At 65.4% G+C, this 23,434-nt stretch carries 30 protein-coding genes; 13 read left to right on the forward strand and 17 right to left on the reverse strand.

Annotated features, from left to right (window positions below; genetic code table 11):
- The first annotated feature begins 69 nt into the window (after positions 1–69).
- The 3 genes from AC0WRY_RS05955 (at position 70) to AC0WRY_RS05965 (ending at position 1,350) form a co-directional block, all read left to right on the forward strand.
- Positions 70–522 (forward strand): MaoC family dehydratase, encoded by a 453-nt coding sequence (locus AC0WRY_RS05955; RefSeq protein WP_491122791.1) that lies wholly within the window; start codon positions 70–72, stop codon positions 520–522.
- Positions 522–1,004, forward strand: a complete 483-nt coding sequence (locus AC0WRY_RS05960) for a MaoC family dehydratase (RefSeq protein ID WP_194406110.1) — start codon at positions 522–524, stop codon at positions 1,002–1,004. Before AC0WRY_RS05955 ends, AC0WRY_RS05960 begins: the two co-directional genes overlap by 1 nt.
- A gap of 199 nt (positions 1,005–1,203) precedes the next feature.
- Positions 1,204–1,350 carry a hypothetical protein gene (locus tag AC0WRY_RS05965; protein ID WP_018318322.1) on the forward strand — a complete coding sequence of 49 codons (147 nt, stop codon included), beginning with the start codon at positions 1,204–1,206 and terminating at the stop codon, positions 1,348–1,350.
- 41 nt (positions 1,351–1,391) lie between these two features.
- Here the strand turns inward: AC0WRY_RS05965 and AC0WRY_RS05970 are convergent, their stop codons facing one another.
- The 5 genes from AC0WRY_RS05970 to AC0WRY_RS05990 all read right to left on the reverse strand — a co-directional run bounded on the left by AC0WRY_RS05970 (position 1,392) and on the right by AC0WRY_RS05990 (position 4,791).
- Positions 1,392–1,529: a hypothetical protein gene (locus tag AC0WRY_RS05970; RefSeq protein WP_491122792.1), complete on the reverse strand. Its 138-nt coding sequence runs from the start codon at positions 1,527–1,529 to the stop codon at positions 1,392–1,394.
- A 287-nt stretch (positions 1,530–1,816) separates the two neighbouring features.
- Positions 1,817–2,239, reverse strand: coding sequence for a hypothetical protein (locus AC0WRY_RS05975; protein ID WP_194406111.1), 423 nt, complete (start codon positions 2,237–2,239; stop codon positions 1,817–1,819).
- A 204-nt stretch (positions 2,240–2,443) separates the two neighbouring features.
- Positions 2,444–3,361 carry a hypothetical protein gene (locus tag AC0WRY_RS05980; protein ID WP_491122793.1) on the reverse strand — a complete coding sequence of 306 codons (918 nt, stop codon included), beginning with the start codon at positions 3,359–3,361 and terminating at the stop codon, positions 2,444–2,446.
- Positions 3,362–3,669: 308 nt separating this feature from the next.
- A complete protein-coding gene (locus tag AC0WRY_RS05985; RefSeq protein ID WP_194406114.1) occupies positions 3,670–4,110 on the reverse strand; it encodes a nuclear transport factor 2 family protein in 441 nt (146 codons plus the stop codon).
- 234 nt (positions 4,111–4,344) lie between these two features.
- The gene (locus tag AC0WRY_RS05990) at positions 4,345–4,791 is read right to left on the reverse strand and encodes a nuclear transport factor 2 family protein (protein ID WP_491122794.1); all 447 of its coding nucleotides are present in this window, start codon (positions 4,789–4,791) and stop codon (positions 4,345–4,347) included.
- A 281-nt stretch (positions 4,792–5,072) separates the two neighbouring features.
- Here AC0WRY_RS05990 and AC0WRY_RS05995 point away from each other — a divergent pair, with 281 nt between their 5' ends.
- Together AC0WRY_RS05995 and AC0WRY_RS06000 are read left to right on the forward strand one after the other, a co-directional pair.
- Positions 5,073–5,312, forward strand: coding sequence for a hypothetical protein (locus tag AC0WRY_RS05995; RefSeq protein WP_491122795.1), 240 nt, complete (start codon positions 5,073–5,075; stop codon positions 5,310–5,312).
- Positions 5,313–5,452: 140 nt separating this feature from the next.
- Positions 5,453–5,839: a hypothetical protein gene (locus AC0WRY_RS06000; protein WP_194406117.1), complete on the forward strand. Its 387-nt coding sequence runs from the start codon at positions 5,453–5,455 to the stop codon at positions 5,837–5,839.
- 105 nt (positions 5,840–5,944) lie between these two features.
- On the opposite strand, the gene uvrB is transcribed toward AC0WRY_RS06000, so the two are convergent.
- From uvrB to AC0WRY_RS06025, 5 genes are all read right to left on the reverse strand, one after another.
- Complete coding sequence (gene uvrB, locus AC0WRY_RS06005) at positions 5,945–8,914, reverse strand: excinuclease ABC subunit UvrB (protein ID WP_491122796.1); 2,970 nt, start codon at positions 8,912–8,914, stop codon at positions 5,945–5,947.
- Between the two features lie 93 nt (positions 8,915–9,007).
- Positions 9,008–9,238: a hypothetical protein gene (locus AC0WRY_RS06010; protein WP_194406119.1), complete on the reverse strand. Its 231-nt coding sequence runs from the start codon at positions 9,236–9,238 to the stop codon at positions 9,008–9,010.
- 57 nt (positions 9,239–9,295) lie between these two features.
- Positions 9,296–9,520, reverse strand: coding sequence for a hypothetical protein (locus tag AC0WRY_RS06015; RefSeq protein WP_028134417.1), 225 nt, complete (start codon positions 9,518–9,520; stop codon positions 9,296–9,298).
- 109 nt (positions 9,521–9,629) lie between these two features.
- Positions 9,630–10,547: a LysR substrate-binding domain-containing protein gene (locus AC0WRY_RS06020; RefSeq protein WP_194406120.1), complete on the reverse strand. Its 918-nt coding sequence runs from the start codon at positions 10,545–10,547 to the stop codon at positions 9,630–9,632.
- A gap of 10 nt (positions 10,548–10,557) precedes the next feature.
- Positions 10,558–10,719 (reverse strand): hypothetical protein, encoded by a 162-nt coding sequence (locus tag AC0WRY_RS06025; protein WP_194406121.1) that lies wholly within the window; start codon positions 10,717–10,719, stop codon positions 10,558–10,560.
- 35 nt (positions 10,720–10,754) lie between these two features.
- Between AC0WRY_RS06025 and AC0WRY_RS06030 the strand changes: the two genes are divergently transcribed.
- The 4 genes from AC0WRY_RS06030 to AC0WRY_RS06045 all read left to right on the forward strand — a co-directional run bounded on the left by AC0WRY_RS06030 (position 10,755) and on the right by AC0WRY_RS06045 (position 13,800).
- Positions 10,755–11,534 (forward strand): sulfite exporter TauE/SafE family protein, encoded by a 780-nt coding sequence (locus tag AC0WRY_RS06030; RefSeq protein WP_194406122.1) that lies wholly within the window; start codon positions 10,755–10,757, stop codon positions 11,532–11,534.
- On the forward strand, positions 11,531–11,761 hold the full coding sequence (locus AC0WRY_RS06035) for a hypothetical protein (protein ID WP_194406123.1): 231 nt from the start codon (positions 11,531–11,533) through the stop codon (positions 11,759–11,761). Before AC0WRY_RS06030 ends, AC0WRY_RS06035 begins: the two co-directional genes overlap by 4 nt.
- A gap of 111 nt (positions 11,762–11,872) precedes the next feature.
- Entirely contained in the window at positions 11,873–12,571 is a 699-nt protein-coding gene (locus AC0WRY_RS06040; RefSeq protein ID WP_194406124.1) for a glutathione S-transferase family protein, read from the forward strand.
- A 287-nt stretch (positions 12,572–12,858) separates the two neighbouring features.
- Positions 12,859–13,800 (forward strand): IS110 family RNA-guided transposase, encoded by a 942-nt coding sequence (locus tag AC0WRY_RS06045; protein WP_194404488.1) that lies wholly within the window; start codon positions 12,859–12,861, stop codon positions 13,798–13,800.
- A 52-nt stretch (positions 13,801–13,852) separates the two neighbouring features.
- Here AC0WRY_RS06045 and AC0WRY_RS06050 read toward each other — a convergent pair whose 3' ends face one another.
- The gene (locus AC0WRY_RS06050) at positions 13,853–14,077 is read right to left on the reverse strand and encodes a cysteine-rich CWC family protein (RefSeq protein ID WP_246776419.1); all 225 of its coding nucleotides are present in this window, start codon (positions 14,075–14,077) and stop codon (positions 13,853–13,855) included.
- A gap of 114 nt (positions 14,078–14,191) precedes the next feature.
- Between AC0WRY_RS06050 and AC0WRY_RS06055 the strand changes: the two genes are divergently transcribed.
- The 3 genes from AC0WRY_RS06055 to hmuQ all read left to right on the forward strand — a co-directional run bounded on the left by AC0WRY_RS06055 (position 14,192) and on the right by hmuQ (position 17,369).
- Complete coding sequence (locus AC0WRY_RS06055) at positions 14,192–15,739, forward strand: DUF1800 domain-containing protein (protein ID WP_194406125.1); 1,548 nt, start codon at positions 14,192–14,194, stop codon at positions 15,737–15,739.
- A 2-nt stretch (positions 15,740–15,741) separates the two neighbouring features.
- On the forward strand, positions 15,742–16,959 hold the full coding sequence (locus AC0WRY_RS06060) for a DUF1501 domain-containing protein (RefSeq protein ID WP_194406126.1): 1,218 nt from the start codon (positions 15,742–15,744) through the stop codon (positions 16,957–16,959).
- Between the two features lie 86 nt (positions 16,960–17,045).
- The gene (gene hmuQ, locus AC0WRY_RS06065) at positions 17,046–17,369 is read left to right on the forward strand and encodes a heme-degrading protein HmuQ (protein WP_194406127.1); all 324 of its coding nucleotides are present in this window, start codon (positions 17,046–17,048) and stop codon (positions 17,367–17,369) included.
- A gap of 29 nt (positions 17,370–17,398) precedes the next feature.
- On the opposite strand, the gene AC0WRY_RS06070 is transcribed toward hmuQ, so the two are convergent.
- The 6 genes from AC0WRY_RS06070 to AC0WRY_RS06095 all read right to left on the reverse strand — a co-directional run bounded on the left by AC0WRY_RS06070 (position 17,399) and on the right by AC0WRY_RS06095 (position 21,287).
- Entirely contained in the window at positions 17,399–18,340 is a 942-nt protein-coding gene (locus tag AC0WRY_RS06070) for an aldo/keto reductase (protein WP_194406128.1), read from the reverse strand.
- Positions 18,341–18,591: 251 nt separating this feature from the next.
- Positions 18,592–19,047, reverse strand: coding sequence for a GNAT family N-acetyltransferase (locus AC0WRY_RS06075; RefSeq protein ID WP_194408179.1), 456 nt, complete (start codon positions 19,045–19,047; stop codon positions 18,592–18,594).
- Between the two features lie 86 nt (positions 19,048–19,133).
- Positions 19,134–19,943 carry a PAS-domain containing protein gene (locus AC0WRY_RS06080; protein ID WP_194406129.1) on the reverse strand — a complete coding sequence of 270 codons (810 nt, stop codon included), beginning with the start codon at positions 19,941–19,943 and terminating at the stop codon, positions 19,134–19,136.
- A gap of 128 nt (positions 19,944–20,071) precedes the next feature.
- A complete protein-coding gene (locus tag AC0WRY_RS06085) occupies positions 20,072–20,227 on the reverse strand; it encodes a hypothetical protein (RefSeq protein WP_491122797.1) in 156 nt (51 codons plus the stop codon).
- A gap of 73 nt (positions 20,228–20,300) precedes the next feature.
- Positions 20,301–20,477 carry a hypothetical protein gene (locus AC0WRY_RS06090; protein ID WP_194406130.1) on the reverse strand — a complete coding sequence of 59 codons (177 nt, stop codon included), beginning with the start codon at positions 20,475–20,477 and terminating at the stop codon, positions 20,301–20,303.
- 159 nt (positions 20,478–20,636) lie between these two features.
- A complete protein-coding gene (locus AC0WRY_RS06095) occupies positions 20,637–21,287 on the reverse strand; it encodes a glutathione S-transferase family protein (RefSeq protein WP_194406131.1) in 651 nt (216 codons plus the stop codon).
- A 670-nt stretch (positions 21,288–21,957) separates the two neighbouring features.
- On the opposite strand from AC0WRY_RS06095, the gene AC0WRY_RS06100 reads away from it, so the two are divergent.
- Complete coding sequence (locus AC0WRY_RS06100) at positions 21,958–23,160, forward strand: pyridoxal phosphate-dependent aminotransferase (protein WP_194406132.1); 1,203 nt, start codon at positions 21,958–21,960, stop codon at positions 23,158–23,160.
- Positions 23,161–23,434: the final 274 nt, after the last annotated feature.

Here is a 23,434-nt window from a genome sequence, read left to right on the forward strand (position 1 = left end):
GCGGGCCGGCGGGTTGAGATTGCCGCAAAGTGCGGCCACAATCTGTCATTCCCGCAAAGCTTTCCCGAGATGACCCTGACCTTCGAAGATTTCCCGCCCGGCCGGTTCGGCACGTTCGGCCCGCGCCACGTCACGCGCGACGAGATTTTGGCCTTTGCCGCCGAGTTCGATCCGCAGCCCATGCATCTGGACGAGGAGGCCGCCGGCAAAAGCATGCTGCGCGGCCTGTCCGGCTCGGGCTGGCACCTCTGCTCGCTGATGATGCGGATGATGGCCGACGGTTTCATTACCCGCGCCGCATCGCTGGGATCTCCCGGCGTCGACGAGGTGCGCTGGCTGTCGCCGCTGCGGCCCGGCGACGATCTCACGCTCGAGGTCGACGTGCTGGAGGCGCGCACGTCCAAGAGCCGCTCCGAGCTCGGCATCGTCAAGTTCAAATGCACCGCGCGCAACGCCAAGGGTGAGGCGCTCGCCGAGATGACTTCGCCGATCCTGATCAAGCGGCGCGAGGGAGCGGTCTGATGCGGTTCTTCGACGACATCGAGATCGGTCAGCGCCGCGAGATCGGCACCTATACGTTCACGGCCGAAGCCATCAAGACATTCGCCGCCAAGTTCGATCCGCAGCGTTTTCATCTCGACGAGGAGGAGGGCAAGAACTCGCTGTTCGGCGGGCTCGCCGCGTCGGGCTGGCATGTCGGTTCGGCCTGCATGAGCCTGCTTGTCGCCGACGGCCAGCGTCTGGCGCGCGAGGCCGCCTCGCGCGGCGAGGAGGTCGCGGTGTGGGGCCCGTCGCCGGGCTTTCGCGACCTGCGCTGGATCAGGCCGGTGCTCGCCGGCGACACCGTCGGTTACGTCAATGTCGTGATCGACAAGCGCACGTCCGCCTCGCGCCCCGGCTGGGGCATCCTGACCGCCCGCACCACCGGCACCAACCAGCGCGGTGAGGACGTCTATTCCATCACGGCCTCGGCCTTCGTGCCGATGCGTGCGAAGAGCGCTTAGACCTGTTCCAAGATGAACGGTCCAAATCCGTGGGCGAGTGTTGCCCGCGCGCTATGGACGCGATTCCGGGCGGCTGCCATAAGCCTGCGCAACATGGTTACCGCGAAGCAGTTTGGCGGAACCACTCAGGTGCTAACTAATTATGAACCTGTCGCTGTCTATTTGAAACGAATTGGGCAGACGACAGGGGACGAGAACCATGGCTGATCGCGGCGCACTCAAATTTGTTGGATTTATCTTCGCGACCGCGACGCTGGCCGTCATGCTGGTCGCCGGCATGGTGGTGAAGGGCTATGCCGATGGCGCCTACACCCTGGAAGCCTCGGCCGTCGACGCGAGCCGGTAAGAGTTCGTTAAGTTTTCGCGGCCGGCATCCGGCCGCCGCACTCATCGGCTATAGACGACCGCCAATATGGCGATCGCAACCGCCAGCAGCCCGACAAAGCGCAGCATGATCGTGCCGAATTGATTCGGCGCGGGCCGCAACGGGATCGGGTCCGTGGTGTCGGGCCGAATGCTTTCCATGTGAAATGTTCCCCAGGCCCGGCCGAAGAGGCCATGGGCGCCTGGCATTGGTCGCCGGGGAAGGGATGGGGGTTCAAAGGTGAACGCTCGTGTCCCGGACGCGCTGCAGCGTGCAACGCTGCTGCGCAGAGCCGGGACCCATCTCGCCGCTCATCCGCCGGACCATGGGCCCCGGCTCTGCGGCGCGTCACTGCGTGCCGCACCGCGTCCGGGGCACGAGACCGCCAGAATCAAAACCGCCGCGCTCCTTGCGGAACGCGGCGGTCCGGTGATGCTTGGTTGAGCGATCAGCTGTTGCGCAGGCCGTCGGCGGCGCGCTTCCACTGCGCGACGTTGTCGGCGATCATGCGGGTCGACTTCATCGCGGCCTGGCTGAGCTGGGCATAGCCGGAGATCTCGCGCTGGACGCGCTGGCCTTCGGCATGGAGCAGATCGCGCAGGCTCTCAAGCTCGGAGATCAGGTTCTCGATCTCGGCGAGCGAGGTGCCGGCGACGCGCTGGATCAGCGAGTTGACGTTGTTGACGGTGGCTTCCGCGCTCGGGTCGAGCGGCGGTGCGTCGGTGGTGGTCGACGCCGGACGGCGCAGATAGGCGATGTCGTTGCGAACGAAGTCGCGGATGCCGGCCTCGACTTCCGTCACGGCGGCGAGGTTGGTGTCGACCGTCTCGGTCTCGGTGCCTTCGATCTTTTCCGGGCGCATGGCGTTCATCGTTGTTCCCCTGTTCGCGTTGAGTGCAGCGCGAGTGTCCCCCGCACGACGAATTCGGTCAGCCCGACTAGGGCGTCGGAATTTGACCGCAACTTGGCCGAGATACGGCAAGGGCGGACGATTCGGGGGCTTTGCCGTGGCGTATGGTTAGGAGAGTGTGAACGCCGCAATGCGCTTTCGGGACGAGGGAGGGCGCCGAGGTCGCTACCAGCTCTTCTTGAATCCCGCCGACACGCTCTTGTTGATCGCGCCTTGCGAGGTCTCGCCGACCGAGCCGGAGACGGTGACGTTGTCGAACAGCTTTTGCTCGGCGCCGACCTTGCGCAGCCATTTGTCGTCGGTGGTCGACAGCGTCTGGCCGGCGGTGATGCTGGTGCCGGTGTCGGTGAGGGTGACCTTGGCGGACTGGTCGGTTTCGTAATTGCGGGTGACGTGACCGCCGATGCCGGGCACCGCGCTGGTGCCCTGCTGGTTAACGCTGTAGCCGTTCTGCAGCGTCAGCGAGGTGTCGCCCGACAATGGCACCGATTTGGTCAGCGAGGCCCCGAGCTTGCTCTGTTCCGAGGCGGGATTGACGCGGGCTTCCACCGCGGTCTTGTCCCAGATCACACCCGCGCCGGGCGCGGTTGCCGTCGCCCAGGCGCTGCCCGAGGATTGCGGCAGGCTGCCGCCGTTGGTGGCCTTCTGTGCCAGCAGTTCGGACATGGTTCGCGGCTCGCTGGTCACCGTCATGTCGGCGCCGATCCGCGTATCCCAGAATGAGAACACGGACTGCTTGACCGTGACCGCCGAGGAGCCGTTGGCATTGGCATTCGACGACCAGTCCAGCCCGTCCTTGGCGGCGGCCTGGGCGCGCTTCTTCGCGGCCATGGGGTCGATGCCGGTACCGGCATCGACCGCCAGCTGGCTCCAGTCGAGCTTGTCGACGTCGATGCCTTTGAGCACGTCGGGGTCGTTGACGTCGGGGGCCTCCGCAACGGCCTCGGTCTCGTCGTCAGGCGCGGCCGCGGGGGGTGAGAAGGGCGGAATGATCTGCGCCGAGACTGTCAGCACCGAGCCCAGAATGAATGCGGCCGCCAGCACTGGCAGCCGGGTCCAGCCGAAACCTGTCGAGAATTCCATCGTCCTGCCCGCGAACCCCGGCGCATGCTGTCCGAGAATATATATCGGCCGTCAGCAAAGACCATGCGCCATTCCGCGCGCAAAATGCTGATCCATCGTTGCGAAATTGTGGCGGCATTTCAGGGCAGCGAACCAACGGGCCGCGCGACAGGCGCGCCCGATCACGAGCGTCTCGATGCGACGGCATCCGGCGGGGCTGGAGGCCAGGACGTCGCAGCCGGCATCGTGATCGGTCCCGAAATGGGGCCCGTTGGTGTCCCTCAGAAGCGCGATGATCCTCATCGCGCTTCAGGTTGTTGTTGCATGCGTCAGCCGACGCGGGTCATCTTCGGCAGATGAATGGCGCGGCCGAGTGCCTGCTCGACCAGGTCGAACGTGTCGATCAGGACGCGCATGCTGACGAGCTTGCCCGCCCTGAACTGGGCGAACTGCGCGACCCGCAAGCTGATCGGCTTGTTCGAATCCAGCGCCGTCAGCGAATAACGCACCATCGAGGCGGCGGAATCGACGCCGAGCATGATGCTCTCGCGGTCGAAGCGGCGAACCGTAAAATTGTCGGCGAGCTGGCGGATGACGTCGAGCACGGCGTCCCTGCCCTGGCGCGCGCCGAGGAACGGAAACATGTCGATCGGGCCGTAAAGCGCCCACTCGACGTCGTCGTCGATCAGGGCTTCGATGTCCTGGAAATGCCGGTCGTTGATCGCGCGGTGCAACGCGCGCGAGAAACGCCAGAGGCTATGCTCTGTCATTTTGGGCAGTCCTGAAGCTGGCTTGCGAAAAAAAACGGAAAACAACCCCATGCGCAGTCAGGCGCCGGGGGCTCAAATCGTTTGTATACGAACAAAATAGGACGTTTTGGCCAAAACGCAATTCACGTTTTCGCAATGCACAATTGATTGCGAAATGTGAGATTTGCAACATGACCCCGTAATTTTCCGGGGTTGGGCGCGAGCCCCAGTGGGGTCCTCGCGCCGAGATCAGGCTTAATCCGCCCGCGCGCCGGTGATCAACGGCCCGATTTCGCGCTCCAGCACCTGCTGCACCAGATCGTAGGAATCGATGATCTCGCGGATCTCCGCCACCAGCCCGCCGCGGAAGGTGTAGAACACGGCCATGTCGAACTGCACGATGCGGTCGTTGCTGCGCTTTTTGAAATAGGCCTGCATGTAGGTCGCGACCGTTTCGCCCTCGGCCAGGATGTGCGGCGCCTTGTAGCGGATCTCCGAATAGCGCGACCAGACCGTCTGCCAGAGTTCACGCAGCTCGGCCTTGCCGTGGCGCGGCACCAGATGCGGCAGCACGTCGATCGGCGCATGGGTGAGGAAGTCGACGTCCTCGGTGCAGCCCGCGAGCGCGGCTTCAATGCCGCCACGCGCGAAGGCGTCGAGCAGATGCAGCACGCGTTGCCTGTTCAGCGATTCAACCGTCATTGCTGCTCCCGCCCTCGTCGGCCGTGGATTGCAAACGCTACCGCGGGCCTCGCGGGTCCATCAATCCGCAAAAACACAGGGTGCTTGCCAACTATGACGCGCGAACGCCATGCCGCGTTCATGGGGTGCAAGCGCGGGCGGCGCTGCTGGCTTGGGTGCGCGCTTTTCGATTGGCGATGACGCCGCATGCTTACCTGCGAGGCGCGCCTTGCCCAGGTGCTGGAACCCGGACCCGCCCGCAATCGTTGAAGGTCCGACATCGCATCTGGAGACATCGATCCATGAAATCGCCGCTTCTCGCCGTGACCGCCGCACTGCTCATGCTTGGCGCGACCTCCGCGGCCAATGCCAAGGGCTGCATCAAGGGTGCCATCGTCGGTGGCGTTGCCGGCCACTATGCCGGCCATCACGGCGCGCTCGGCGCCGCCGCCGGCTGCCTCTACGGCCGGCACCACGCCAAGGAACAGGAGAAGCAGCGGCAACAGCAGCAGAGCCAGATGAACCGGCAGGGGAAGCTGTAGTCGTTCCGGGACGCCGCGAAGCCGCGAACCCGGCGCCATCCTGCCCCTTGGGCCGGTGCCAAATAGGCGCGTGACCCATCTCACATCACGCCCGTCCCGGCGCAGCTATCGTCATCCCAATGTCATCAGGGAGACGTGCCATGGCTGCCATCGCCACCGTCAGAAAGTCCCGCCTGCACAACGCGATCGAAGGCCTCGCGCTGACCGCGATCCTGCAGAGCTTCCCGACCTTCGCCGCCGCCGCCTTCCTGCTCAAGCTCTGCGGCAACCACGATCTCGTCGGCGATCCCGGCGTCGCCATCTTCGTCGCGATCGCCTCGCTCGCCCACGCGATGTTCGCGGTGAGCTTCGGCCCGAGCTTCCCGGCGTTCTTCAAGACCGTCTACGAGCCAAAGTTCTTCGAGGCCCATCTGTCGCTGTCCGACAAGATCACGGCATGGCGCACCCAGCCCGTCGCCTCGCTGCAACTGGTGACGATCGTGCTGCTGCTGTCGGTGATGGCGGTGGTGACGGCGAGCGTGGGGTGAGGGGGCTCTCGTCATTCCGGGGCGCCGCAAAGCGGCGAGCTATGATGCGCAATTGCGCATCCGAGAATCCATAACCCCGAACAAAAATGAACAGCGACGCCGCCCCTACCTCTTCTTCCACCCCCCGCGCCGTCCCGGCATCCCGCCCGTCGACTTCGGCGCCGGCCCGAACTCCGGGCCCGATTGCCTTGAGTCCGTCGGCTGGATGATCCGGCTCTCGCCGCCGAACGGCTTTGAAGGCAACGCGCGGCCTTCCCGGTAGGGCAGCGATTCCGGGCCGTGCATCTCGTCGAGATGCGGCTTGTGCACCTTGGACCCGCTGCCGCCGCCGCTGGCTTTCAACGCGGAGCTGACGGTTTTCTTCTTCATCGCGCTGACCGGCAAATTCGCGGCGTCGCCGTACTTCTTGCTGCCGGCATAGGCGCCGGCCTTGCCCGTGACCGCTCGCTGTTTTGCGGTGGGGTCGTCGACCACGGCCAGCTCGGTGGCGCGCAGGCGTTTGACTTCGTCGCGCAGGCGGGCGGCTTCCTCGAAATTCAGATCGGCCGCGGCCTCGCGCATCCGCGTTTCCAGATCGCCGAGCACGGCTTCAAAATTGTGGCCGATCGAGATGACATCGTCGGTCATGTCGTGGCCGCCGACCTCGACCAGCACGTGGTCGCGCTCGTAGACGGAGTTCAGGATGTCGCCGATCTGCTTCTTGACGCTCTCCGGCGTGATGCCGTTGGCGGTATTGTACTCGACCTGCTTCTCGCGGCGGCGGTTGGTCTCTGCGATGGCGCGCTCCATCGAGCCCGTCATCTGGTCGGCGTAGAGGATCACCTTGCCGTCGACGTTGCGCGCGGCGCGGCCGATGGTCTGGATCAAGGAGGTCTCGCTGCGCAGAAAACCTTCCTTGTCGGCGTCGAGAATGGCGACCAGCGCGCATTCGGGAATGTCGAGGCCTTCGCGCAACAGGTTGATGCCGACCAGCGCGTCGAAGGCGCCGAGCCGCAAGTCGCGGATGATCTCGATGCGCTCGATGGTGTCGATGTCGGAGTGCATGTAGCGGACGCGAATGCCCTGCTCGTGCAGATATTCGGTGAGGTCCTCCGCCATGCGTTTTGTGAGAACCGTGATCAGCGAGCGATAGCCGGCCTGCGCGGTGGCACGCACCTCGCCGACGAGATCGTCGACCTGGGTTCGGGCCGGGCGGATATCGACGGGCGGATCGATCAAGCCTGTCGGGCGAATGACCTGCTCGACGAACACGCCGCCGCTCTCGTTCAGCTCCCAGCCGCTCGGCGTCGCCGACACCGCGACCGTCTGCGGCCGCATCATGTCCCACTCCTCGAAGCGGAGCGGGCGATTGTCCATGCAGGAGGGCAGGCGGAAGCCGTACTCGGCCAGCGTCGCCTTGCGGCGGAAGTCGCCGCGGAACATGGCGCCGATCTGCGGGATGGTGACGTGGCTTTCGTCGGCGAAGATCAGCGCGTTGTCGGGCACGTATTCGAACAGCGTCGGCGGTGGCTCGCCGGGCCGGCGTCCGGTGAGGTAGCGCGAATAGTTTTCGATGCCGGCGCAGCTTCCCGTCGCCTCCATCATCTCGAGGTCGAAGGTGGTACGCTGCTCCAGACGCTGCGCTTCCAAGAGGCGGCCCTGGTTGTTGAGCTGGTCGAGCCGCTGCTTCAGCTCTGATTTGATCGACTTGATCGCCTGCACCAGCGTCGGGCGTGGCGTCACATAGTGCGAATTGGCGTACATCTTGATGAATTCGAGCTCGTCCTGCTTGTGGCCGGTGAGCGGATCGAATTCCTCGATGGTCTCGATGGTGTCGCCGAACAAATTCACCCGCCAGGCGCGGTCCTCATAGTGCGCCGGGAAGATGTCGATGACGTCGCCCCGGACACGGAAGGTGCCGCGGGTAAAATCGGCCTGGGTGCGCTTGTATTGCAGCGCGACGAGGTCGGCGATGAGCTGGCGCTGGTCGATGCGCTCGCCCTTCTTCAGCGCGAAGGTCATCGCGGTGTAGGTCTCGACCGAGCCGATACCGTAGATGCAGGACACCGAGGCGACGATGATGACGTCGTCGCGTTCGAGCAGCGCACGCGTCGCCGAGTGGCGCATTCGGTCGATCTGCTCGTTGATCGAGGAGTCCTTTTCTATGTAGGTGTCCGTGCGAGGGACATAGGCTTCCGGCTGGTAGTAGTCGTAATACGAGACGAAATATTCGACCGCGTTGTCCGGGAAGAAGTTCTTGAACTCGCCGTAGAGCTGGGCGGCGAGCGTCTTGTTCGGCGCCAGGATCAGCGCCGGGCGCTGCGTCTTCTCGATCACCTGCGCCATGGTGTAGGTCTTGCCCGAGCCGGTGACGCCGAGCAGCACCTGGGTGCGGTCGTTGCGCTGGACGCCTTCGACCAGTTCCGCAATCGCGGTGGGCTGGTCGCCCTTGGGCTGATAGTGCGACTTGATCTCGAAGCGCACGCCGCCTTCGGACTTTTCCGGGCGCGGCGGCCGGTGCGGCGTCCACACCTTGGTGGAGCCGTCATTCTTGCGGAACTCAGGCCGGCCCTCGCGGATCAGCGATTCCAGCGCGTCCGCGGTCGCCTTGACGCCGAGCGCTTCCATCTTGCTGCGCGGCGGCCGCGCCAGCGCCTCGGCATCGTCCTCCTCGGTGGGCAGGCCAAGCTGCCGCGCCAGTTCCGGATCGAGCGTCGGGATGGTGGCCGCGGTGCCGTAATTGGCCTGCGGCGCCTCGTCGAAACCCTCGGTCGACGCCCGGGCGCCTGGCGGCTGCGGATTGGGCCGCAGCGGCATCGGGCGCGCCGCATCCTGCGGAAACTCCTTCGGCGTCGAAGCCCGCGCGCGATGCGCGGCGGCCTCGCCCCCGGATCGCCGGTCGCGCGAATTATCCGGCGGCGGCTGCAGCCCGGTGCCGGATCCCAGCCCGGCATCGCCGCGGTTGATTGCGGGATTGAGCAATTCGGCCAGCGCCGGCCCGATCGGCTGCACGTCAGGGCGGTGCGCCTTCGAGTTCGGGGTCTTGGTCTTGGGGGATTTGCCGGATTTTTCGGAGGATGCAGGTTTCTTCGCCATGAGGCGAATATGGGACGAGTCAGTCGCGCAATAAAGGGCGAATGCCTCCCGCTATGCAGGCTGCTGACAGCAGGTTGGCAGCAGGGTAGGGCCTCACGCCGCCGGCGGCGGACCCTCGTCGTCCTCGCCCGCCTGATTTGGCGTGAGGATGTCGAGATGGATGCCGCCGCAATCGGTGCAGCGCATGGTCCAATACTCGCTTCCGGCGCGCCCGCCGATCACGCGGAGCACGGCGAGATCGCCGTCGCATTCCGGGCAATTCGACAGCACCGTGCGGCTGTAGATCCTCGGCCGCGATGCATCCTCGAATTCGATGAATGACATGACCGGTTGCCCCCTTTTGCGCTGTGCTGTCCCTGCTTCGCTTGCCGTCCTGCCCGTCTATTCGTCGTCGCTGTCGGTCCGCCGGCGGAAGCGGTCGATGTGGTGCTTGGCGTCGGCGATCGCGGCGTTCTGATCGGGCCAGGCAAAACCGACTTCCATGGCCGGAAACAGCACGCCGTCGATGGCGAGGGGGCTGAGATCGGCGCGGCGGATGCGGGCGTGCCAGAGGCCTTTGCCGGCCTCGAAGGATTCGATGTCAAAACCGTCGTAGAGCGTCGTCATGGTCGTCCCCGAGTGTTCCGTACGTGTCTTGTTGGAGAGTCAGGGGACCACGTTTGCGGATTTCGGGATGTGAAGCCGTTCACAAGCGGCCGGCTTTTTTGCTCTCGCGTCAGTTCCGCGCGGCCGTACGGCCGATCCGCTTCACCGGCCGGGCGGCGGGTTCCGCCGCCGCGCGCATGATCCAGCGGCGGAACGCGGCGAAGTCGCGCTGCTCGGTCTGGAAGCTGCGATAGAGCAGGTACCAGCGCATGCCCTTGGGCACCGATAGGTCGAACGGTGCGACCAGCCGGCCGGCGGCGAGGTCGTCGTCGATATAGGGGCGGATGCCCATGGCGATGCCGAGCCCGTCGGCCGCGGCCTGCAGCGCCTGGCCGTAGAACTGGAACTCGGGCCCGCGCGCGCTGACCCGCGCAACGCCCGCCGCCTTCAGCCAGATCGGCCAGTCTTCAGGTGAATGCGCGACGCGGATCAGGCTTGGGCCTTTCAGGTCGGCCGGGCGCTTCAGGCCGCTCGCGAGGCGGGGCACGCAGACCGGCGTGAGGTCGCCGGCGAACAGCGGCTCGGCGACGAGGCCCGGCCAGTCGCCGGTGCCGAGCTTGATGCCGCAGTTCCAGTCCTCGCCGAACGGCACCGACGCGCCGCCCGTGGTGAAGCGCACCTCGATATCGGGCTCCTCGTTGCGGAATTCCGACAGCCGCGGGATCAGCCAGCGCATCGCAAAGGTGTGGCCGACGCCGATGGTGAGCACGCGGACGCTTGCAGGCGCCGTCACCTGCGCGGTGAGGCTGGCCAGTGCGTCGAAGATCGGCGTCAGCCCGCTTTGATAGGCGCGGCCGGCCTGCGTCAGCACCAGGCGATTGGCCTTGCGCTCGAACAGCGCGACGCCGAGCCGCTCTTCGAGCAGATGCACCATGCGGCTGACGGCGGCCGCAGACACGCTCAGCTCGAGCCCGGCCGCGGCAAAGCTGCCGGTCCGCGCCGCCGCCTCGAATGCCTTGATGCCGTTGAGAAACAGCAGCCGCCGCAAATGCAGATCCCTACGCCAGACCCTCAGGAAAGCTGAGGCCAGGGCAAGATAACTCAGTTTGCGCGGCGGCGGCAAGCGAGGCAGGTTTTGCGATGTAGATTTGGGCTGATTTGTTGAACGCGGGCGCGGCTTCTTTTGCTTTTCCCCGCAAGTGGGCGGGCAAAATCGGCATCTCGCATCCCTTACCTGCCGGCAGGAGAACCTCACGTGACGCCCATCATGATCGCTGCCCTCGGATTGCTGATGGTCGCCACCGCGTTCCTGTCGGGGCTGTTCGGCATGGCGGGCGGGCTGATCCTGATCGGTGTGCTGCTCGCCTTGATGCCGCTGCCGACCGCGATGGTGCTGCACGCGATCACGCAGATGGCCTCGAACGGCTGGCGCGCGTTCCTGTGGCGGGCGCATATCCGCTGGCGGCCGGTTGCGAACTACATGGTCGGCGCTGCCGTCGCGCTCGCGGCCTGGTCGCTCACGCGCTACGTGCCTGACAAGCCGATGGCGCTGCTGCTGCTCGGCATCACTCCGTTCATGGCGCGGCTGCTGCCCGCCAACATCAAGCCGGACCCTGACAGGCTCTGGCAGGGCACGGTCTACGGCACGATCTGCATGGGCCTGATGCTGATGACCGGCGTCTCCGGCCCGCTGCTCGACACCTTCTTCCTTGGCGGCAATTTCGGCCGGCGCGAGAAGGTGGCGACGAAAGCGATGTGCCAGCTCGTCAGCCATTTCACCAAGCTGATCTATTTCGGCGGCATCATCGATCAGGCCGCAAGCCTCGATCCCGTGCTCGCCGGCGTTGCGATCGCAGCCTCGATGCTCGGCACCACGCTGGCGCGGCGCATCCTGGAAGCCATGACCGACCAGCAATTCGTCGCCTGGTCGAACAAGCTGATCACCACCATTGCCTGCTACTACATCGCCTATGGCGGCTGGCTGTTGCTGCGTGCGCCGGTGCTGGCCGCCTTCGACAAGGGAGGTTTGCAATGAGCGAAACTGCCGATCCGCTGGTGCTAGACTTCGTCGAATGGGTCGCGCGCGAGCCGCGCGCCTATGCCGAGGTGGTCGCGACCTGGAAAACCTCGTGCCCGCGCCTCACCATCTGGGAAGACGCCAGCGAGCGCGGGCTTGTCACGCGTGAGACACTGCCAGGCCTCGGGCTCGTCATCGCGGTGACGGAGCATGGCGAGAGGTTGCTGCGCACCAACGGGCGGTGACCGGCACTTCCGCTCCACATCGTCATTGCGAGCGCCGGCGAAGCAATCCAGAATGTCTTTCGCAGCGGCAGTCTGGATTGCTCCGCTGCGCTCGCAATGACGGAACAGCATATGTCGCTCAAACTCTACGAACTCGTCGGCACCGACCCCTCGCGCCCGTTCAGCCCGTATTGCTGGCGCACGCGGATGGCGCTGGCGCACAAGGGCCTGTCGGCGGAATCGTTTCCCTGGCGCTTCACCGAGAAGAGCGCGCTTGCGCCGCACGGTTCGGAAAAGGTCCCGGTGCTGCTGCATGACGACAAGCCGGTGGTCGATTCCTGGACGATCGCGAATTATCTCGAAGACACTTTCCCGGGCCGTCCGTCGCTGTTCGGCGGCGAGGGCGGCCGCGCCATGGCGCGCATGATCAACGCCTTCGGCGACATCGCCATCGTCGGCGGAATCTTCCCGCTGATCGTCGCCGACATCCCGAACAATCTCGCCGAAATCGACGCCGCCTATTTCCGCAAATCGCGCGAGGCGCGCTTTGGCGGCAAGAGCCTGGAAGAGGTGATGGCGAGCCGCGACACCGGCGTGGTCACGTTCCGCAAGTCGCTCGAGGTGATGCGGCAGACGCTGAAGAAGCAGCCCTATCTCGGCGGCGAGGCGCCGAACTACGCCGACTACATCGTGTTCGGCGGCTTCCAATGGGCGCGCGTGGTGAGCCCGTTCAAGCTGCTGGAAGCGGACGATCCGGTCTACGCCTGGCGGGAAAAATTGCTCGACGCATTCGACGCCATGGCGCGGAAGTCGCCGGGGCATCAAGTGTAGGGCGCGACATCTCCTCGGGTCGTCCCCGCGAACGCGGGGGACCCATACCGCGTGATTATCGAGTGTTGGTGGTCGCAGCACCGGAACGATGGGCCTTCGCCAAAATTCTTCCTGTGGTTATGGGTCCCTGTGTATCGAAATCCTGTCATGGTGGAGTGGGCGGGAAGCCGTTGGGTCCTTGGCGCTTGACGCCGTGAGCCGGCTCGGTCTCCCGCCCGTTCCATTTATCAACCTGAACAGTTGCACGAGGCTGCGCCAACAGACCTCGCATCACAGGGACAGGCACCATGATCATACGCCCTCGTTACGTCGGAATCGACGTCTCCAAACGATATCTCGATATCTTCGATGAGAGCCTGGGCGTGCCGGAGCGCATCGCCAACGCGCCGCAGGCCATCACACAGATCGCGGCGCGTTGGCGATGCGATGTGCTGGTCGTCTTTGAAGCCACGGGCGTCTATGACCTTGAGCTTCGTGAGGCGCTCAGCCAGGCCGGCATCCGCTTTGCCCGGATCAACCCGGCCCGGGCCCGGGACTTTGCGCGCGCCAGCGGCCAGCTCGCCAAGACCGACCCGATCGATGCCCGGATGCTGGCGAGCTTTGCCCGGGCCATGCAGCCTGCCGCTGAGCAGGCTGCCAATCCTGCCCGCAATGCCCTGGCGGGGCTTGCAAAACGGCGGGATCAACTGGTTCTCATGCGTGCCCAGGAGAAGAACAGGCGCAGCGAGGCCGAGGACCGCGCCATGGCCGATCGCATCGGTCGGCTCATTGAAGTCCTCGACAATGAGATCGCCGCAATCGAGGCCGATATTAGCGCACTGATCAAGACTGAGCCGGAGGTCTCCGATGATGCGCAGTTGATGCGGTCACTTCCCGGCGTGGGCCCCGTAACCTGCATGCAGCTGATCGCGCAGATGCCGGAACTCGGAAAAGTGGGACCGAAGCAGGTGGCCGCGCTCGCCGGCCTGGCTCCCTTCAACGTCGACAGCGGCGCTTACCGCGGCAAGCGGAAGATCGTCGGGGGCCGAAAGCGCGTCCGCGATGCCCTCTACATGGCCGCTCTCAATGCGGTCCGCCGGGCCGATCCATTCAAGGCCTTCTACGCTCGACTGCGACAGGCCGGTAAACCTGCCAAGCTCGCTCTCATTGCCGTTGCCAGGAAGCTGTTGACGGTCCTCAACGCCATCATCCGCGATCGAAAGCCGTACCTGTACACTAGGCCAACATAACAGTTGCCGGCGTTCGCGGGACGACACTGAGAGTGCGGCAAGGGTTCTGCCATCACCCACGGTGTTGCATCCTATCCGCTGCGCTCACTGCCTCCGCCGCCGCTTTCCTCAGACACTCGCGGCACAGGCAGTCCTCGCCCTCGACCGGCATCGGCAGCTTTGCTGTTTCCTCCGCGCACCAGCAATTGCCCGAGAGATCGCAGCCGAACTCGGCGCCGCAGCGTGAGCAGGTCAGGCGGCGCGGTTCCGGGGTCGAGGTTTCTTGCGGATTTGTCATGATTTGCGTCGAAGCTTCGCCGTGATTTTCATGTCGGGTTCATCGGTCGTTGCGATATATTAGGCGTCGCGCGCGGACTCGGAAAGCGGCTCCAGGCACGCCAAGGACAAATCGATGGCCCGCGATTCGCAAGCCGCGCTCATTGCGCTCAACCGTTTTGGCTTCGGTGCTCGCGGTGGTGCCTCGGGCGATCTGATCAACGCAAGCTCAGATCCGCGCGGCTTCGTGAAGGCGGAGCTTGCGCGGCCCAGCGGCGTGCTGCTCGAGGCGCCCGGCCTGCAATCGACGCAGCAACTCGGGCAGGCCGTGTTCGCCTATCAGGATCAGGTCAAGCAGGCGCGCGAGGCGGCGAAGGCTGCCGCACCTGCCGACCCGCCGGCGCCGGCCGAACAGAAGCCAGCGCTCCGCCGCAATCTCTCGCTGAACGCGGTCGCGACCGAGATCGCCGGCCAGATGACCGATGGCAAACCGGCCGACAATGCAGCGAAGCTCGAGACGATGCAGCCGGGCGTTGCCGCGCCGGCGGCAAAGGCCGCGCCGCAGCCGCTCAACGTGATCCAGAAGACCTTCCGCGCTGAAGCGCTGGCGCGGCTGCAGCGCGCGACGCTGACCACGTGCGGCTTCACCGAGCGGCTCGTCGTGTTCTGGTCCAACCATTTCTGCATCTCCGCGAGCAAGGGCGAACTGGCGCGGATCTGGGCCGGCGCGTTCGAGCGCGAGGCGATCAGGCCGCACGTGCTCGGACGCTTCGCCGACATGCTGAAAGCGGTCGAGCAGCATCCGGCGATGCTGTTCTTCCTCGACAACCAGCAATCGCTCGGGCCGGACTCGCGCGCTGGGCAAAACCGCAAGCGCGGGCTGAACGAGAATCTCGCGCGCGAGATCATGGAGCTGCATACGCTCGGCGTCGGCGGCGGTTATACGCAGGACGACGTCACCTCGCTCGCGCGCATCATCACGGGCTGGACCTTCGCCGGCAGGCAAGGGCAGTTGGGCCCTCCCGGCTCCTTCGTGTTCAACGCCAATGCGCATCAGCCCGGGCCGCAAACGCTGCTTGGCAAGACTTACGAGCCAGTGGGACTCGCGCAGGGCGAGGCCGCGCTCGCCGACATCGCGCGGCATCCGTCCGCCGCGAATTTCATCGCCACCAAATTCGTCCGCCACTTCGTGGCCGACGATCCGCCGCCGGCGCTGGTTGCGCGGCTGCGCGATGTCTTCGTCAAGACCGACGGCGATCTCAAGGCGATGGCGACCACGCTGGTCGATTCCGATGAAGCGTGGAAAGCGCCGCTGACCAAGATGCGCAGCCCTTACGATTTCCTCGTCGCGAGCGGCCGGCTGCTCGCGCGCGTGCCGGAGGATCCCGGCGCCTACCTCAACAATCTCAATCTGCTGGGCCAGCCGCTGTGGTCGCCGGCAGGGCCAAACGGTTTCCCGGACACCAGCGCGGCTTGGGCTGCGCCGGAAGGCATGAAGCTCAGGCTCGATATCGCCGCGCAGATGGGCGCGCGGCTCGGCAATAACATCGATCCGCTCGACCTGCTGGAGTTCGCGGCGGCCGATGCGGCCTCGATCGAGACGCGGCGAACCATCGAGCGTGCGGAGTCGCGGCAGCAGGCGCTCGCGCTGCTCCTGATGTCACCGGAAATGCAGAGGAGATGATGATGATCGACTGTGTCGAGAACCGGCTCCTCACCTCGCGCCGCGGTCTTTTGCTCGGCGGCGCCTCGTTCGCGGCCTGGGCCTACCTGCCGAAATTCGCGCGCGCGGCCGATGGGCGCGATCCCCGGCTGGTCGTGGTGATCCTGCGCGGCGCGCTCGACGGGCTTGCGACCGTCGCCCCGGTCGGTGACCCCGATTATGCCGGCCTGCACGGCTCGATCGCGCTCGCGAGTGACGGCGCCCATCCCGCGATCATGCTCGATTCCTTCTTCGCGTTGCATCCGGCGATGCCGGAATTTTCGCGCATGTACCGCGACAAGCGCGCCGCGGTGATCCATGCGGTGGCGACGCCCTATCGCGACCGCTCGCATTTCGACGGCCAGGACGTGCTCGAAAGCGGCTATGCCGGGCCGGGCCGCGTCCAATCCGGCTGGCTCAACCGCGCGCTGGAAGCGCTGCCGCGCGGCGAGCGCGTGTCGAGCGGCCTTGCGATCGGGCCCACGACGCCGCTGGTGCTGCGCGGCAATGCGCCGACCGTCGGCTGGGCGCCGGTGGCGCTGCCGCAGGCGGATGACGACACCGCGATGCGCCTCGTCGATCTCTACCGTCACCGCGACCCCGCGCTGGCGACGGCGCTGTCGCAAGGGTTGCAGCTCGAGAAGGCCGCGAGCGGCGACGACATGAAACGCAAGCCCGGTAACGCCGTCGCACAGATGCGCCAGGTGGCACGCGGCGCCGCAAAACTGATGGCGGCGGACGACGGCCCGCGCATCGCCGCGCTCGCCTTCGACGGCTGGGACACGCATGCCAATGAAGGCGGCCCGGTCGGCCGTCTCGCCTTCCTGCTCGGCGGGCTCGACGGCGCGCTCGCCGAATTCGAAAGCGGCCTCAGCGAGCGCTGGCGCGACACCGTCGTCGTCGTCGCCACCGAATTCGGCCGCACCGCGCGCATCAACGGCACCGACGGCACCGATCACGGCACTGGCACGATCGCACTGCTCGCCGGCGGCGCCGTGAAGGGCGGCCGCGTCATCTCGGACTGGCCGGGCCTCAAGCTCGCCAACCTCCACGAAGGCCGCGACCTCAAGCCCACCGCCGATCTGCGCTCGGTGATCAAGGGCGTGCTGCAGGATCAGTTCGGGCTGTCGGACCGCGTGCTGGCGCAGACGGTGTTCCCTGATAGCGCCAGCGCGAAGCCGATGAAGGGGCTGGTTGCCTAACCCACAAGCGCCGTCATTCCGGGGCCCGCGCCTTGCGGCGCATCCCGGAATGACGAGATAATGGGCCGAGCATCAGGAGAATCCCCATGTACATCGCCATGAACCGCTTCCGCGTCGCCAAGGGCTCCGAGGCCGCCTTCGAGCAGGTCTGGCTCACGCGCGACACGCATCTGGACAAGGTGCCGGGCTTCGTCGAATTCCATCTGCTGCGCGGGCCGGAAGCCGAGGACCACACGCTCTACGCCTCGCATACGGTGTGGACGAACTACGCGGCGTTCGAGGCCTGGACCAAGTCGGAGGCGTTTCGCGCGGCGCATGCGCGGGCCGGTGACACCAAGCCGGCCTATCTCGGTCATCCCCAGTTCGAAGGTTTCGAGGTGATGCAGACGGTCGGACGCGGCGCCAAATAGCGCCGCGCCTCGGAGATCTGCGCCGAAAATCAGCCCAGCGTGATCTTGTCGATCTCCGCCATGTCCTCGGCACTGAGCTTCCAGGCGATCGCCTTCACGTTCTGCTCGATCTGCTCGACGCGGGTGGCGCCGGCGATCACGCTCGACACCTGCGGGCGCGCGGCGAGCCAGGAGAAGGCGAGCTCGAGCATGCTGTGGCCGCGTGCTTTGGCAAAGGCCTGGAGCTTCTCGACCATGTCCTCGTTGCGCGGCGTGACGTAGCGGTCGCGCAGCCGCGGCGTCTGGCCGAAGCGGGTGTCGCCGGGCGCGGCCTCGCCCTTCCTGTATTTGCCGGTGAGGAGTCCGCTCGCGAGTGGAAAGAACGGCAACAGGCCGAGCTGGTATTCGGTCGCGGCCGGCAGCAGATCCTTCTCGATGTCGCGCATGACGAGGGAATATTCGTCCTGGCAGGAGACGAAGCGGCTCACGTTCATCGCGCGGGCGACGTACTCCGCTTCCGCGATGCGCCAGGCCGGAAAGTTGGAATTGCCGATGTAGCGCACCTTGCCCTGGCGGACGAGATCGTCCAGTGCGCGCAGGCTCTCCTCGATCGGCGTCAGCGGATCGTAATCGTGCTGCTGATAGAGATCGATGTAGTCGGTCTTCAGCCGTTTCAGGCTCGCTTCCACGGCCGCCATGATGTAGCGGCGCGAGGCGCCCTGCTTGGTGCCGTCTTCCGCCATGGGCTTGGCGTATTTCGTCGCCAGCACGATGTCCTTGCGGCGATCGCCCAGGACCGTGCCGAGCACCGTCTCCGAGCCTCCCATGTTCGAATAGATGTCGGCGGTGTCGAACAGCGTGATGCCGAGGTCGAGCGCGCGATGGATGACCTTGCGGGAGGTCTCCAGGTCCGTGCGCTGCCCGAAATTGTTGCAGCCGAGCCCGACCGCGGACACGCGAAGGCCGGAGGCGCCGAGATTGCGAATTTCCATGGAAGATCCTGTCAGCGATGAGGGCGGCATTCTGACCACCGTGCGCCGCAGCAGCAAGGCCCGCGCCGCGCTGCTGCCATGCCGGCAAGGCGGACAAAAAAACGCGGCCCCAGTCAGACGCGGCGACTGACGGGGACCGCTTTGGGGCGCTTGATCGGTGACGGGGGGCCTGATCAGACGCAGGTGCAGCCTAGTCCCGCTATGTTACGCGCGGGTGACAGCGGAAGTTATCCACAGGATGCGCGCGGGGATCAAAACAGCTTGCGATAGACGATGAAGCCGGAGCGCTCGGCGACCTTGTCGTACAGGCGCTGCGCCGTGAGGTTGGTCTCGTGCGTCTGCCAATAGACGCGCGGCGATCCCGCCAGTTTCGCCCGCTCGTACACCCCATGGATCAGCGCCGCGCCGACGCCCTTGCCGCGCGCGGCCTCGAGCGTGAACAGGTCCTGCAGATAGCAGGACGGCTCGATCGCGGTGGTGCTGCGATGAAACAGATAGTTCGTCATGCCGAGCAGCTTGCCCTCGCTCTCGGCGACGAGGCCGTGCACCGGCTCATAGGCATCGAAGAAGCGCTGCCATGTCATGTGCGTGATCTCGGGTGCAAGCGCGGTCGGGCCGGAGCGGCCGTAGAAGGCATTGTAGCCGTCCCACAGCGGCAGCCATTGATCATAGTCCTGCTTGGTGACGGAGCGAACGGTGAGCGACATGTGGATTTCCGCGATCTCGGTGCTGCACGACGAAATGATCTCCTTCATACGTGATGATCGCATTGCCGATCAATCGCGCCGTGACATCACTCCGCGACGCGCAGATACCGGATCAGCCCGCGGCCCGCGGGGTCGCGTAGCGAGCGGTAGTAGTCGGCGCTTGCAGGCGCGTCGGTGTGACGCACGAGGTCGGTCACCGGGGTGTAGCTGAGCATCCGTCCGCCGTCCGGCAGCGCGGCGCAGACGAAGCGCAGCACCTCGCCGGTGCGCAGGGCGATGTTGATCGGCGTGGCATCGCCGGTCCGCACCATCTCCATGCGCTGCGCGATGAAGGTGCCCAATTCGTCTTCGGGCAGCTCGAACGCGCCGGTGTCGCGGCCGTGATACATCAGCGCGATGAAAGGCGGCTTGCCGTCGGCGATCTCGTCCGGCAGGCCGAAATAGTCGCGAAACGCGCGGTTGATGAACTCGGCCCGTGTTTCGGCATCGAGCAGCACGATGCCGATATCGACCTGGTCGAGCGCGGCCGACAGCCGCGCGGCGGTGGCGTGGCTGCGGCGCTCGGCCGCGAAGGTGCCGAGCAGCCGCTCCCGCATCAGGCCGGTGATGCCGGCGGTGCCGGCAGCGGTGATGGCCAGCAGGCCGAGCTGGACCAGATCGGCGAAAGAGGGGGACACGCCGTGGCGGCTGAGCAGGAACAGCGTCGCACCGATCACCGCAATGGCTGCGGTCGTGACGGCGGAGGCGAGGCCCGACAACACGCCGGCGAGCGCCACGATGCCGACGAGCAGCGGCGCCGGCGAGGGCATGGGGATCACGCGATCGAAGAGCATCGCCAGCAGCAGAGTTGCTGCCGTCAGTACCGGACCGGAGATGGCGCGCCATCCGAACCGCATGGACCAGTCTCGCTCCTCCCGAACGAGGTAAGACCGCAACTCTGACTGATCGTTGCGCCATTGCGATGCGCTTTTGCGCGGCGTGCTTAAGGCGCGCCTGCGTGCAAGCCTAAGGCTTTCGAATGATTTTAAACCAAGTGCGCGTGCTTGAGGGGCTGTCGCAGCGCCGGCGCATTCAGCGTCGAAATGCCCGGGCCCTTGCGCGTGACGACAATCAACAGGGACGCCGCGACCAGAATGGCCGCAGTCAGGGTGATTGCAACGACTACCACAGGTGATTTCATCGACGTCCTGTCGCGATGCCGGCCGACGCGGGGCATGCGGCGCCTTGAAGGCTGGTCCGGGATGAAACGGGAATCAGACCGGCAGACCCATCGCCATGGTTGCCTTGGTCGACAGCACCGTCAGGGTGACGATCAGGCACAGCGAGAGCGCGGCGACGGCGAGCGAGGCCGCGACCGCATTGGTCAGCCGGGAAGACGCGACGGTAGCGGGATGGCCCTGAAAGCCTGCCGTGCCGAACGCCCGTGTCATTGGTCTAAATCCTTCAACACGCGAGCGAATCACCCGCGACTTTCCAGAATTTCCCAGTTTCAACCGGCAACATTGCGGCGGCTACCGCGCTGAAAATGGCCAGAATGCGGCAAATATTACCTTATACCCGCTATTCCCCATAACGGGGCGCGGTCCGGGTCATGCGCCGGCAGCGATGCTGGCGGGGTCGTCGATGTCGGCCGGCCGCCAGTCCATCGCCACGAAGCCGGGCGCGGCTTCCACCCGCTGTAGCCAGTCCCGGATCGCCGGGAAGGTCTGGAGGTCGAAGTCGCAGCGCTCGGCCAGATGGGTGTAGCCGTACAGCGCGATGTCGGCGACCGTGAGCTGGCGCGCGGCGAAATAGGCGTTGGTCTTCAGGTGGTTCTCCATCACCTGCAGAGCGGCATAGCCGCGCTCCATCCAATCCTCCAGCGAATGGGTCTGCAGGTCGCGGCCGCCCTTGACCAGCGACAGCCAGAAATAGGCGGCGCCGATATTCGGCTCGAGCGCGTGCTGCTCGAAGAACATCCATTGCAGCGCCTCGGCGCGATCGATGCGATTCTCGGGCGCAAGCGGGGTGCCGACGGCGACGTACCAAAGGATGGCGTTGGACTCGGCCAGATAACGGTCGCCGCCGACCTCGAGCAGCGGCACCTGTCCCGACGGATTCTTGCTCAGAAAATCCGGCGTGCGACTCTCGCCCCGCAAAATGTCCACCTCAATCGCTTCGTAGGGCACGTTGAGCAGCGCCAGCGCAAGGCGGACCTTGTAGCTGTTGCCCGAGCGTTGCATCGAATAGAGCTTGTACATTCCAGGAGTTCGATTCCGAGGACGGGAAGACGCGGCGCTCGCTGCCCCGCAGCGCGGCTAAACAATGATGCCGATGCGAATCCGCCGCAAGAGCCAGCCAATAGAAAAACTCGAAAACCCTACCGCATTGCAATGCGGCGGAAGATCATTTCTGCGTGGCCAGGCAAATCAGATCACGCTTGCGTCAACGAGCGTACGTATCGCGGCATGCGTTTGTGTGAAGACCTGACAGCAGGCTGACGGCAGTAAGACGGCCGCTCAAATCTGCACGTCGTCATGGCCGGGCTTGACCCATCCGTCCGCGTCTTAACTGCGGCACAAGAGCGTGGATGCCCGGGACCGGGCTACGCCAAAGCTACGCCGGGTACTCGATGTCGGGCCGGCGAAGCTTCAGCGAAGACGGCAAGCGCGGGCATGACGCCCCCTCATGTTGAGACCGTTGAGCGCGTAAAATTGCTCCGAGGACAAGGCTTGCCGGATATGAGGGGTTTGCGCGGCAAGTTTGCGGAAAATTGCCGGAATGCGCGGCTGGACCGCGCCAAATTCGTAAACTTTTGCGGGATCGGGCCGAAGTTTCTTGCGGTGCAGCGGCTCACGTTTTAGGGTGGCTGCATTCCCACAATCGGAGTCGTGAGACGAAAGGTTTCACGACGCTTGTCAGGAGATGACGATGTCCTTCCTTGCCGCTGCGCTCGACCGTGTGAAGCCGTCCGCGACCATCGCGGTCACGGATAAAGCACGTGCGCTGAAAGCGGCGGGCCGCAACGTCATCGGCCTCGGTGCCGGCGAGCCCGACTTCGACACGCCCGCCAACATCAAGCTGGCGGCGATCCGCGCCATCGAAGCCGGCAAGACAAAATACACCGCGGTCGACGGCATTCCCGAGCTGAAGGAGGCGATCATCGCCAAGTTTCAGCGCGAGAACGGCGTCACCTACAAGCCGAACCAGATCATCGTCGGCACCGGCGGCAAGCAGGTGCTGTACAACGCGCTGATGGCCACCATCAATCCGGGCGACGAGGTGATCATTCCCGCGCCGTATTGGGTCAGCTACCCCGAAATGGTGGCGCTCGCAGGTGGCGAGCCGGTGCCGGTGGTCTGCACCGCCGCGACCGGTTTCAAGCTCCAGGCCGAGGCGCTCGAGCGCGCCATCACGCCGAAGACCAAATGGGTCATCCTGTGCTCGCCGTCGAACCCGACCGGTGCGGCCTACACGAAGTCCGAGCTGAAGGCGCTTACCGACGTGCTGGTCAAGCATCCCCACGTCTGGGTGATGACCGACGACATGTACGAGCACCTCGTCTATGACGATTTCCAGTTCACCACGGTCGCACAAGTGGAGCCGAAACTCTACGACCGCACCCTCACCGTGAACGGCGTGTCGAAGGCCTATTGCATGACCGGCTGGCGTATCGGCTATGCCGGCGGCCCCGCGCAGTTGATCAAGGCGATGTCGACGATCCAGTCGCAGTCGACCTCGAACCCGTCCTCGATCGCGCAATGGGCCGCGGTGGAAGCGCTGAACGGTCCGCAGGACTTCATCCCCGCCAATAACAAGGTGTTCAAGGAGCGGCGCGACCTCGTCGTCTCCATGCTCAACCAGGCCAAGGGGATCGAGTGCCCGCGTCCCGAGGGCGCCTTCTACGTCTATCCGTCCTGCGCCGGCACGATCGGCAAGACCGCGCCGTCGGGCAAGGTCATCGCCAATGACGAGGACTTCGTCACCGAGCTGCTGGAGACCGAAGGCGTCGCGGTGGTGCAGGGTTCGGCCTTCGGCCTTGGACCTGCGTTCCGCATCTCCTATGCCACCAAGACCTCGGATCTCGAAGACGCCTGCAAGCGCATCCAGCGCTTCTGTGGCAATCTGCGCTAAGCGGCAAGCCGAGTTCTCTCCGCGCGTCGGGAATCGTAGGGTATACAAAGGCGCACTTGCGCCGTGCCCGCCACTCCGTCGATCGCGAAAAAAGCGTGGGCACGCTTCGCTTTGCCCACCTTGCGACCTCTGCGAAAGGGCCCGCCATTGGCGGGCCCTTTTCTTGTTTGCAGGCCAACCGCCGTGCACGATCTGGCACGACCACGGCTCTTGTGGCATAGACGCGCAACGCGGGTGGGGCGCTCTCTCTGCTCGCATCACATCATCGCCGGAG

It is taken from the genome of Bradyrhizobium sp. T-12, assembly GCF_058314695.1.